The organism is Dankookia rubra, from assembly GCF_004355005.1.
GTDB lineage: Bacteria > Pseudomonadota > Alphaproteobacteria > Acetobacterales > Acetobacteraceae > Paracraurococcus > Paracraurococcus ruber_A.
Genome location: NZ_SMSJ01000064.1, coordinates 18,147 through 29,073, shown reverse-complemented (window position 1 = coordinate 29,073; position 10,927 = coordinate 18,147). Strand labels below are relative to the sequence as shown.

At 63.2% G+C, this 10,927-nt stretch carries 9 protein-coding genes and 1 pseudogene; 3 read left to right on the top strand and 7 right to left on the bottom strand.

Annotated elements, in window-relative coordinates; genetic code table 11:
- Positions 1–152, top strand: a pseudogene (locus E2C06_RS27130) (IS630 family transposase); the annotation flags it as partial.
- Here E2C06_RS27130 and E2C06_RS27125 read toward each other — a convergent pair.
- Both E2C06_RS27125 and E2C06_RS27120 read right to left on the bottom strand, forming a co-directional pair.
- Positions 149–1,231, bottom strand: coding sequence for an amidohydrolase family protein (locus tag E2C06_RS27125; protein ID WP_133291718.1), 1,083 nt, complete (start codon positions 1,229–1,231; stop codon positions 149–151). The pseudogene E2C06_RS27130 and the gene E2C06_RS27125 overlap by 4 nt on opposite strands.
- 513 nt (positions 1,232–1,744) lie before the next feature.
- Complete coding sequence (locus E2C06_RS27120; RefSeq protein ID WP_133291717.1) at positions 1,745–2,707, bottom strand: homocysteine S-methyltransferase family protein; 963 nt, start codon at positions 2,705–2,707, stop codon at positions 1,745–1,747.
- A 150-nt stretch (positions 2,708–2,857) separates the two neighbouring features.
- On the opposite strand from E2C06_RS27120, the gene betA reads away from it, so the two are divergent.
- Positions 2,858–4,528, top strand: a complete 1,671-nt coding sequence (gene betA, locus E2C06_RS27115; protein ID WP_133291716.1) for a choline dehydrogenase — start codon at positions 2,858–2,860, stop codon at positions 4,526–4,528.
- A 320-nt stretch (positions 4,529–4,848) separates the two neighbouring features.
- On the opposite strand, the gene E2C06_RS27110 is transcribed toward betA, so the two are convergent.
- From E2C06_RS27110 to E2C06_RS27090, 5 genes are all read right to left on the bottom strand, one after another.
- Positions 4,849–5,487: a YdcF family protein gene (locus E2C06_RS27110; protein WP_165982693.1), complete on the bottom strand. Its 639-nt coding sequence runs from the start codon at positions 5,485–5,487 to the stop codon at positions 4,849–4,851.
- 518 nt (positions 5,488–6,005) lie between these two features.
- Positions 6,006–7,223 (bottom strand): ABC transporter substrate-binding protein, encoded by a 1,218-nt coding sequence (locus tag E2C06_RS27105; RefSeq protein ID WP_338324234.1) that lies wholly within the window; start codon positions 7,221–7,223, stop codon positions 6,006–6,008.
- 285 nt (positions 7,224–7,508) lie between these two features.
- Positions 7,509–7,790 (bottom strand): CoA transferase, encoded by a 282-nt coding sequence (locus tag E2C06_RS40910; RefSeq protein WP_133291713.1) that lies wholly within the window; start codon positions 7,788–7,790, stop codon positions 7,509–7,511.
- 14 nt (positions 7,791–7,804) lie between these two features.
- Positions 7,805–8,629 carry an SDR family NAD(P)-dependent oxidoreductase gene (locus E2C06_RS27095; protein WP_133291712.1) on the bottom strand — a complete coding sequence of 275 codons (825 nt, stop codon included), beginning with the start codon at positions 8,627–8,629 and terminating at the stop codon, positions 7,805–7,807.
- 250 nt (positions 8,630–8,879) lie between these two features.
- Positions 8,880–9,623, bottom strand: a complete 744-nt coding sequence (locus E2C06_RS27090) for a glucose 1-dehydrogenase (RefSeq protein WP_133291711.1) — start codon at positions 9,621–9,623, stop codon at positions 8,880–8,882.
- Between the two features lie 412 nt (positions 9,624–10,035).
- Between E2C06_RS27090 and E2C06_RS27085 the strand changes: the two genes are divergently transcribed.
- Positions 10,036–10,920: a branched-chain amino acid ABC transporter permease gene (locus tag E2C06_RS27085; protein ID WP_133291710.1), complete on the top strand. Its 885-nt coding sequence runs from the start codon at positions 10,036–10,038 to the stop codon at positions 10,918–10,920.
- Positions 10,921–10,927: the final 7 nt, after the last annotated feature.

Here is a 10,927-nt window from a genome sequence, read left to right as displayed (position 1 = left end):
TCGAGTCCGACATCCGCGCCTTCATCACCGCCCACAACGCCAACCCAAAGCCTTTCCGCTGGACCAAGTCCGCAGATGACATCCTCGCCGCCATCCAGCGCTTCTGCCTCCAAACACAGCAGATCGGAGGAATTACGGAATCAGGACACTAGGCTGGGATGTTAAGTAGCTTCGCCGCCGTCTCGCCCAGAACACGGCGCTTCTGCTCGTCACTCAACGAGTCGCACGCCATGATCTGGTCGACCGGGTCGTACACCCAGGGGTAAGGCCAATCGCTGCCCATGACGATCTGGTCCGGCCCGGCCACCGCCTGCAGGTGGCGAACGGCTTCCGGAGTGAAGACGAGGCTGTCGAACCAAATCTGCTTCAGGTAATCAGTCGGCTTCTTCTTCAACGTGATCGAGCTATCGCATGCCGCTGGATTCAGTCGGCAGCCATGATCGAAGCGGTCGGCGTAGTGTGCGAGAAAGCCGCCGCCATGCGCCGCTATCACCTTCAGCCCTGGGGCTCGGTCGAACACACCCTCGAAGATCATATGCGCCAGCGCAATGGTGGTGCCGAGTGGGTTGCCGATGACGTTGGTTAGATAGCCATTCCCGGCCAGCCGCTGGTTCAGTTGTGGCACGCTCTGTGGGTGGACGAACACCACTGCACCCAACTCTTCGGCCTTCTGCCATACCGGATCAAAGCTGCGGTCGGACAGTTCCTTGGCACCGACCTCCGCCCCAACCGCGATACCCTTCAGCCCTTGGCGGCGGATTGCCCCCTCCATTTCCTGTACCGCCAGTTGGGGGTCCTGCATTGTCAGACCTGCGAAGCCAGCGAAGCGGTCGGGGTAGCGGGCACAGAGCTCCGCCATCGACTCGTTGGTCTTCTTGACCACCTGAGCGGCAACGTCGCGCGGTGCACCGTACCAGTGCGGGTTCACCGAGAGCACCTCCACGTCCACCTTCTGGCGGTCCATCGCGGCGAAGCGCTGCTCGACGCTGTCGATCGGCGCCTCACGGGCGCCGGGTGGGCCGGCATAGATGTTTTCGCGCGTCATGCCCTGGAGCGCTGCGGCTTCGGGGAAGATGCAGTGGGCGTGGACGTCAATGGTCCTCACGCGCCGCCCAGCGACCGACACCGCTTGTCGTTGCGGCCGCCCACCTTGGGCATGTGCCGAGCGCAACAGGCCGCAGCCACAGAAGAGCGCACCGGCTGCGCCTATCAAGTTACGCCGTGATTTCATCCGGATTTTCCCCCCGACTTGCTGATAGTTGTTCCCGGAAGGCTCGCGCCTTTTGCGCCGCGACGCCAGTGGGCTTCGATGCTGCGCTGCACCCTGGTGCACCCGTGATTTTCAGTACCTTGCTGGCTGCGAGGTGCGCCAAGCCCCTTTTAGGAACGCCGGCCACGCGTCGGCTATGCTGGATTCAGTCGCGACGGCCGCGGGCCGGGACTCATAGTGATGCAGCGATTGAATCCGGAAAGTGGCCGCAGAAGGCGTCACGTGTGGATGTCCGCTCCAGCGTAGCGGCCGGAGTAAATGCGATCGCATTGGGGTCGCGCTCAGTGGCATGCTCTGACCGAAAGCAGCGGGACGGTCGTCAGGTGGCTGAACGCGTGAAGCCAGTACCGACAACGATTAGGCGGTTCGGCCGTCGTTGGCCAACATTTGACCCGGACGCAAAGACCGCATTTGGGTGAATTCAGCCCAGCGTCTTCTCCTTCCAAATGTCCTTTGTCACCGATCGTCCGGCGCTCACGCCGTGGGCATGCAGGCCTCGCAGATGCGCTCGATGTGTCGGTGGTCTGTGCCGCAGCACCCACCGAGAACGGTCAGCTGCCGATGGCGCCGCCGCAGATCGGCGTACTGCGCTCCCAGCTCCACCGGATCGCCGTCGTCGAGATCCGTTGCCTGGTCGAGCTCTGCGTGGCTGCGCCTCGATGCGTTGGCACGAAGCCCGCGCAGTCGCTCGGCCCAGGGCGCGCCCTCATCGACAAGCAGGTGCGCGAAGTGCGTCGGGTGCGCGCAATTGATCATGTAGTAGGCCGGCGCGGCGCTGGTGGCCGCGTCCACTGCGGCGATAGCCTCGCCCAGGGTCTCACCCGTCGGCAGCCGCCCGTCCGTCTCCACGGTGAAGGAGATCGCCACCAGTACCCCCGCCGCCCGAGCGGCGCGCGTGATGCCGATCGCCTCGTTTGCGTTGGTCATGGTGATGGCGGTCACCATGTCTGCCGCGGTGCCGGCGAAGATCCCGATCTGCCAGGCGTGGTAGGCCTCCGCCTCCTCCGGGCGCATCAGCGCGCCGGGGTCGTAGCCGTCGCCGCGCGGCCCGACGCAGCCGCTGATCACCATCCGCGAACGCGCGGTCTCCTGCGCTTCGCGCACCGTCTCCATCAGGGCAATCGCCGCGCGGTTTGCCTCCGCGAGTGCCGCGTCGGAATAGCCGACCTTCCACCCCCAATCGGGGTTGGCGCGCCAAGTTGGGCTCTCTAGGACGAAGCCCACCCCCCTCGCGCGGGCTATCGCGGCGTGACGTGAAAAGTAGCGGTCCAGCGCCGCCCGGCCGTCCGCGTCCTTCAACAGGTCGAAGGCGGCGAAGCAGGGTAGGTCTAGCCCTTCGTGGAAAATCAGCGTGGTCTCGATGCCGCCGTCCGTGAGGAATAGGCCGCTGGCAGCATCCAACTGCGGCAGGTGGTCGCGGTACCTAGGCTTGCTCATCACCGGGCCTCCTCGCTTACGGGTGCTGCAGCGTGCCGGTCGGCCTCGCGCATCGGGCTCGTCGCTGCTGACTAGGTTGCCCCGTTCCGGTTAGGATGGCCAGGCGGGGCACCGCCGGTCGCCTGTGGCTCGTACCAGCGGGAGCATACCATGGCGTCAGCGACCCCGGAGACGTTCGACTTTATCATCATCGGCGCGGGCTCGGCCGGCTGCGTACTCGCCGACCGCCTCAGCGCGGACTGCCGCAACACTGTCTTGGTGCTGGAGTTCGGCGGGTCCGACCGCTCGGTGCTGATCAGGATGCCGGCGGCTCTCTCAATTCCGATGAACATGCCCAAATACAACTGGCGCTACGAAACGGAGCCGGAGCCGTATCTTGCTGGCCGGCGTCTCCACTGTCCGCGCGGCAAAGTCGTCGGAGGCTCCTCGTCAATCAATGGCCTCGTCTACGTGCGCGGCAACCCGCTCGACTTTGAGCGCTGGGAGGAGGAAGGCGCAGCAGGCTGGGGCTATCGGCATGTGTTGCCATATTTCCAGCGTGCCGAGTCACGCCAGGAGGGCGGAGATGCTTGGCGAGGTGCCTCCGGCCCACTGGCGACCTGCTACGGCCGCCTCCATAACCCGCTCTACCGGACGTTCGTGGAGGCTGCGAAGGAGGCCGGGTATCCCGCGACGGATGACATCAACGGCGCGCAGCAGGAAGGCTTCGGCCGCCTGGACATGACCGTCAAGGACGGCGCGCGCTGGTCGGCGGCCGACGCGTATCTCAAGCCGGCGATGCGGCGCGGGAACCTGGAAGTGCGAACCCATGCCTTTGCGACTCGCCTCCTGTTCGAAGGCATTCGCACGGTCGGGGTGCGCTACCTGCAGGGCGGGATTGAGCGCCAGGTGCACGCCCGACGGGAGGTCATCCTGTCCGGAGGACCGATAAACTCCCCGCACCTGTTAAAACTCTCTGGTATCGGCCCCGCAAGCGAGCTGAGCGCGTTCGGCATCGACGTGGTGAGCCACCGGCCTGGTGTTGGGGAGAACCTGCAGGACCACTTGGAGTTCTACTTTCAGGTCGCTTGTACGCAGCCGGTTACCCTCTATTCGTCGCAGACGCCGGTCGGCAAGGCCGCGATCCTCGCACGTTGGCTCCTCCGGCGAGACGGGCTGGGGGCGACAAATCACTTCGAGACCGGAGGGTTCATCCGTTCGCGTGCTGGCGTCCGACACCCGGACATCCAGTACCACTTCCTGCCGCTTGCCATTACGTATGATGGTAGAGGCCTCGCCTCCGAGCACGGGTTCCAGGCTCATGTGGGACCGATGCGGTCCAAGAGCCGCGGCTTTGTGCGGCTCAAATCCCCGGATCCGCGGGAGTACCCCCGCATCCAGTTCAACTACATGAGTCATGCGGACGACTGGATTGAGATGCGCGCCTGCCTGCGGCTGACCCGCGAGATCTTCGCGCAGGAGGCCTTCGAGCCCTATCGCGGCCGGGAGCTCCAGCCGGGATCCAATGTCAACACGGACGAGGAGATCGACACCTTTGTTCGCGAGAAGGTGGAGAGCGCTTACCACCCGTCTTGCTCATGCAAAATGGGGAATCCAATGGATTCGATGGCAGTGGTCGATCCGGAGATGCGCGTCATCGGAGTCAGCGGCCTGCGGGTGGTCGACAGCTCGGTCATGCCGTCCATCACGACCGGCAATCTGAATGCGCCGACCATCATGATCGGCGAGAAGGCTGCCGACCACATCCTCGGGCAGCCGCTCGCCGCCACCTCAAACGTACCCTACTACCTGGCTGAGAACTGGGCCGTGGACCAGCGGTGAACGACACGCGGTCTGGCCCCCTGAATAGCGGTGCTGGACGCAGGTTCTGCTGCCCTCGGCGTGCTCTGCGAATGTAAGCAGCTGCTTGTGAGAAACTCCAAAACTGCCGCGTTTTTGAAATTCGGGCCCAGTTGGAGTATTCGGATTTGCAAGCGTGGCCGGGACGGCGCCTGACAGGGCCCAATCATCGACAGGTTTCGGGATCGCGCCGCGGGCGCGAAGCCGCCGTCCTGCTTTCCCTGACCACTTGGTCGCTTGGCCCTTCACACCGGACATCGTGCGACTTGCGGTGGAAGTCCGATGCGGGTGCGTCTTGACCGTCAACTCTCCAGCGCGGCGGCCGGGGGCGCGTCACTTCGAGGATCGGTTCCGGCGGCATAGGCCCGGTGCTCGGTGAAGAGCCAGCGGTGCAATGCGGCGAGGCTGATAATGCGCGGGGTGGTGCAGCGCAGGTCCTCCATCCTTGCTGCCTCCTTCGCGCGCCTCGCCTCAAGGCCCGCTTCCGTCAGGCCCTGATCCGGCACGGTATAGTAGTCCAGGGTGTAGGCTGGATCGGTAGGCGTAAGGCCAAAGATCCAGTCGAAGATCATCCGGGTCCGCGGCATGTGGAACTCCGAGTTCACCACCAACAGGCGTCGCAGACCGGCAGGGTCGGTATGGATTACCCGCGCAAAATAGGCATTGCCGATCGTGTCGAGAGACGCCGTCTCCACCCAGATCTGCGCTGCCGGCACGCCGCGCGCGAGTAGGGCCTGGGCGGCAGCGACGGATTCCAGCAACGGGTAACCCGCAGGGTCGAGCGGCGGAGCGCGGTGAATGGTGTATGCGCTGAGCAAGATAATCGGCGCCTCGCCGGCCCAGGCCTGTGCAGCCTCGAGCCGGTTCAGGACAAACGGGGGCAGGGCACCGTCCGGTCGCAAACTACCCCCGGGCACGAGGACTGCATCATATCGCTGCATGTACCCGGATGGTCTATCGGGGCTCCGCGAGAGGCAAGGGCTTGGGAACGAAAGCTGATCTCGTCCGCCGCGTCGACCGGTAGGCGGTCGAAACGCTGAATGAGGGGCCGACGCTCGGCCCAAAGATCGCATTATTTCAATGCGCTAAAGCTTGAGGGTTAAATCGGGCTACCCTCAAGGTTCGGAGACAATGCCGCTCTCCGGAGAAGGAAATGACCCTCATTCCGGCCTTGCACCCTCAAGGTCACCGCCGAAACCGGCCGGAAACCTGCACCTAAGCGCGGTGTCCAAATCAGGGGAGATAGGTTGTGGGGATAACGACTGGAGCAGCGGTGGGAACCGGGAAATGAAATTCTCTGGCCGTGCCTAGAAGCTGCCTCCAAGCCTACCGTAAAAGCTGGGTGGGCAAGCTGCCATTAAGAGCATCAGCGACGAGGCACAGTGAGCTGAGTAGCGCCTCGCAGCCGCCCTTCCGTAGCCGGTGCACCAATCATGTAGTTCAACCTAATCCACCGTGTTCAGCTCCGGATGAGCGGACAGCTGCCTTCCATCAGGGGGCGGAAAGCTTCGTCCGCCGGTGTGGTCTGCAACAACTTATAGTAATCGAACGGCCCGCGGCTCTCCTCAGGCTTTTTCACTTCGAACAAGTAAGACGGGTGAAGCTTGCGGCCATCAGCCCGGATGGTGCCGGCGCCAAAGGCGTCGTCTTCCGTTGGCATTGCCTTCATCCGTGCCACAGTATCGGCGCCGCTCGCCTTTGCCGCCTGGACGCCGAGTGAGGCAACGGCCTTCAGGTAATGTAAGGTGGCTGAGTAATCCCCAGCATGGTTCATGCTGAGGGGCACCGGTCCGGCCAGGGCCCGAGCACGTCGCGCGAAACCGCGCGTGCGGTCGTTCAGATCCCAATAAAAGGTCTCGGTGCAGATCAGCCCTTGCGCCGTCTCTAGCCCCAAAGCGTGCACGTCGGGCAGGAACATCAGCATGGAAGCCAGCTTCACGCCGCGCCGTGTTAGGCCGAACTCAGCCGCCTGCTTCACACAGTTCACCGTATCCGTGCCGGCATTCGCCAGCCCGATCACCTTGGCGCGCGACGCCTGAGCCTGCAGCAAGAAGGAGGAGAAGTCTGTCGTCCCTGGGAATGGCGTGCGCGCCTGGCCTACCACCCGGCCGCCGGCTGCCTGCACGAAGCTGACGGTATCGCGCTCCAGCGAATGGCCGAAGGCGTAGTCGGCGGTGATAAAAAACCAAGTGTCGCCGCCGGCGCGCACCGTGGATGCGCCGGTGGATTTCGCCAGCATGTAGGTGTCGAACACCCAGTGGATGGTGTTTGGCGTGCAGGACTTTCCAGTCATGTCCGAAGTCGCGGTCGAAGTGGCGATGGCGACTTTATTCTTCTCCCGCGCCAATTCGGCTACCGCCAATGCCACGGAGGAGGCGGCAAGGCTTAGCACCATGTCCACACCATCGCGGTCAAACCACTGGCGCGCGATGTTCAGCGCGACATCGGGGCGGTTCTGGTGATCGGCCACTACGATCTCGGTTTCGAAACCGCGAGGTCCGAACTCCTGCACCGCCTGTCGGGCACAAGACACAGTGACCGGGCCGTTGAGGTCCCGATAAGGTCCGGACATGTCCGTCAGCACACCGATTCGGACAGGCTTGGCAGCTTGCGCGCGGACCCCAATGAGGGGCAATGCACTTGCGGTGCCCGCCTGCAGCAGCGTGCGTCGATCCATTGTCACGTTTCTTCTCCCTCTCAGAATGAGAACGAACTTTCATCAAGACAAGCGCAGGACGTGGCAAAGGCGTTCACGCGGACATGGCAGCGCCCGCATCGAGGCCAGTCGAGCGCAACCTCCACGGTATCTGGCACCGCAAATTTAGCAGAGAGTGCGACGGCATCCTTGAAGTCGAGGATTACCGCATCGACCGTTAGGGTCAGAGCCTTCTCCACCCGCCGCGTATTTGGCCAAGCCAATGGATGACGCCGGGTGTCGAGGTCACCCGCGGCACCGGCGTCGTCAGTGCCACGTCGCCCTTTTCAGCTTGGCAGCCCTCCTCCGCAATGCGCAGAGGGAGCGCTTGTCGCGAGTCTTGGTCAGCCAGGGCAGCGGTTCCCTGGCTCCTGCTATTGACCCGAAGCGCCTGGTCGTGCCGCCGTTGCCAGGCAGTTCCTCCTTTACAACGTCGGCGCCGGACTCGGACATCGGCGTCGCGGAGTAGGGCGCGGCGATGACGGTTGCGACGGCAGGGACACGGAGGCCAGCCAAGGAGCCTGTGACGCGTTTCGCCAGATCATGCATGAGGATAGCCACCTTCAGCGCGGGACGATCGGCAATGTGGCAATGCTCTTCCAGCCGACGGGCGCGCCGGCCTGCTCCGCAGCCTGGGCCAATGGCAGGCTGGCATTCCAATGCGCCGCGAGGAATCGGCGGCCGTTCACCGCATCGGCCACGTCGGAGACCAGCCACAGCAGCGGCGGTACCATGATGGCGGGCTGCAGCATCGCGTCACGGTCAAACCCCGCGGCGTCGGGGACGAGGGCAGTGTTCGTAACCCCTCCCGGAACCAGCACGTTCGCCGTTACGCCGGTGCCAGCCAGGTCCTCCGCCATAACGCCAGTCAGGGCCTCGGCCGAAGCCTTGGTCGGGCCATAGGGCACGTAGCCGCCGCGCAACATGGTCCCAAGGCTGGTGGTGACGTTTACGATGCGGCCCCAGCGTCGCTCCAGCATGTCCGTTACCGCGGCACGCGACAGGGCATGGATCGCCTCGACATTCACCGCGGCGAAGCGGCGCCAATCCTCGGGCGAAACCTCCCAGAAGCGGATCGGCTTTGCCCAATTATCCTGGCGTATACTACCCTGACCGATGCCGGCGTTATTCACTAAGACGGCTACGGGGCCGAGCCGTTCGCGTACCGTCGCTACGACATCCGCGCAGGCCCCAGCCGTCGCGATATCCTTGGGAACCGTCAGGAGCGTGGCAAGTCCGCCGGCCTCCGCCGCGAGTTCGCCGAGCGGGGCGCAGTCGCGGTCCACAGCGGCGACGGCAAACCCGTCTCGCAGCAGACCCATCACGATTGCCCGCCCGATACCGCGCCCACCACCGGTGACGATGGCCACGCGCTGCTGCGTGCTCAAGACGGCGCCTCCCCATGCCTTTCAGGGATCGTGCGCCCTCGGCTTATCCGGATTCAAGCCCACCAACGCCCATTCCGCATCGGTCAGGCCAGACAAGTAGCGCAACCGGCGTCGGTCCGCCGTGCGCCAATGCTTTTGCTGTTAATGCCAGTCATACCTTTCCCGTGATTCACCCACAAAGAAGGGAATCGCAAACGGCTTTTCCGCTGCGGTTCATTCGCCTAAAATCAGTCGAAGCGGCAGCTGTTCCTTACTGCGCGATATAGCCGCCATCGATCACAAGCTCAGTGCCGGTGACAAAGGATGCTTCGTCTGAGGCCAGAAATAGCACGCCATACGCAACCTCAATCGGCTCGCCCAACCGACGCAGCGGAGTCATCGGAATCTTGGCCGCACGCCCACCAGCATTGGCTCCGTTCAGCATAGCCGGCAGGTAGCCCGGGTGCACTGAGTTTACTCGTACCCCCTGTGGCCCCCAGCGCACCGCTGCCGACTTGGTCAGCAAGCGGACCGCACCTTTCGATGCCGAGTAGCCGGGGTGCCCTTCGGCGCCACCGACAAAGCCCATAATCGAAGAGATATTTACGATAGAGCCTCTGCCTACCTTGGCCATCTCCTGCGCGGCTAGGGTGGTGCCAAGAAACACGCCGGTCGCGTTGACCGACATTAGCCTGTTCCAACCCTCCAGCGACAGATCGCTACCGACTGCACTGCCGCTGATGCCGGCATTATTGATTAGAATGTCGAGCTTGCCATAGATCTCAATCGTCTTAGTGATCAGGTTCTGCCAGTCGACTTCCGATGTGACATCTGTTCTCACGAACATCGCCCGACCTTGTCCGGCGTTAATGTCTGCCGCCAACGCCTCACCAATGTCGACCAACACATCTGCTATGACGACCGCCGCGCCTTCAGCGGCAAATAGGCGAGCTTCCGCCTCACCCATGCCATGAGCACCGCCTGTCACAATGGCGACCTTGTCCTTGAGCCGCATAGCTCCCCCCCCCCGTGTTGTTGGCGTGATCATCCAGCCGCGAAAGACTCGCGGCAAGGGCAGCGGGTCGGCACGGCGCGGCGGTTGGGCAGACTACCCTGCGTTCCCGAAAGACAGTGCAGTCCGCTGCAGGCACCGCGCTAATCCGTTTTTATCAAGTTATGCTTGCCACAGCGGGCGAGGCTGGTCCCGCCTCATACTCCTCCGCGCCACAGACGGCTGCTCGAGGAGGCGCGGCCCAACTCAGCCTTTGGCCGGTCAAGTGGATGCTGACCGGCTTCAGCATCGGGCATCCGGCGCTTCGACGCCTCGACCTCGGGCGGTTGACGGCGGGACAGTCGGCAACCTAGCGTATCGGATAACAATGCGCAGAGACGGACATCGTCCGCGCTGAAGGGGGAAATGCCTGCGAATGGACGATGTCGTTCGCATATTGCAACTCGTGGCTAATGGGACAGCCGCTGGCTGCATCTATGGGATGGTCGCGCTCGGCTTCGTGCTGATTTACAAAGCAACCGAAATGGTTAACTTCGCCCAGGGCGAGTTGATGATGCTCGGAGCCTTCTTCGCTTTTACATTTATAGAACTTTGGGGGCTCAATTACTGGCTCGGCTTCCTTTTGGCCATCGCTGCGACGGGAGCTTTCGGTTATCTGCTTGACGCGCTGGTGCTACGTCGGGTCATCGGCCAACCGCAATTCGCCGTCGTGATGCTCACTCTTGGCCTCGCCTTTATCTTCCGCGCCACCGCCGGTGCCATCTGGGGCTACGACGCGGTAGGGTTCACCACGCCCTTCACAAACCAAGTCGCCAACTTCGGCTCCGGTCTGGTACTGGGGAAAGACCAAGTCTCGATCATCGTGGGCACCGTCATCCTTTGCGGTGTGCTCTACTTATTCTTCAGCCGTACCAGGCTGGGCATTGCCATGCAGGCCTCATCACAAAACCAGCTAGCGGCCTACTACATGGGCATACCAGTGCGAACTGTTTTCTCGCTGATTTGGGCGATCAGCGCGGGAGTTGCCGCGGTAGCCGCGGTGCTGTTGGTACCCGTCCAGATGATTGACGTAAACATGGGCCTGATCGGCATCAAGGCCTTCGCGGCAGCTGTGCTCGGCGGATTTGGCAGCATTCCGGGCGCATTGGTGGGGGGCGTTATCGTCGGCATCGTCGAGCAGCTCGCAGGCTACTATCTTCCTGCCGGCTCTATGGAGCTGACCTCTAACATAGTGCTGCTATCGGTGCTGATTGTGCGACCGCAAGGTCTCTTAGGCCAAACCATCCGTAAGCGCGTGTGAGGGGAAT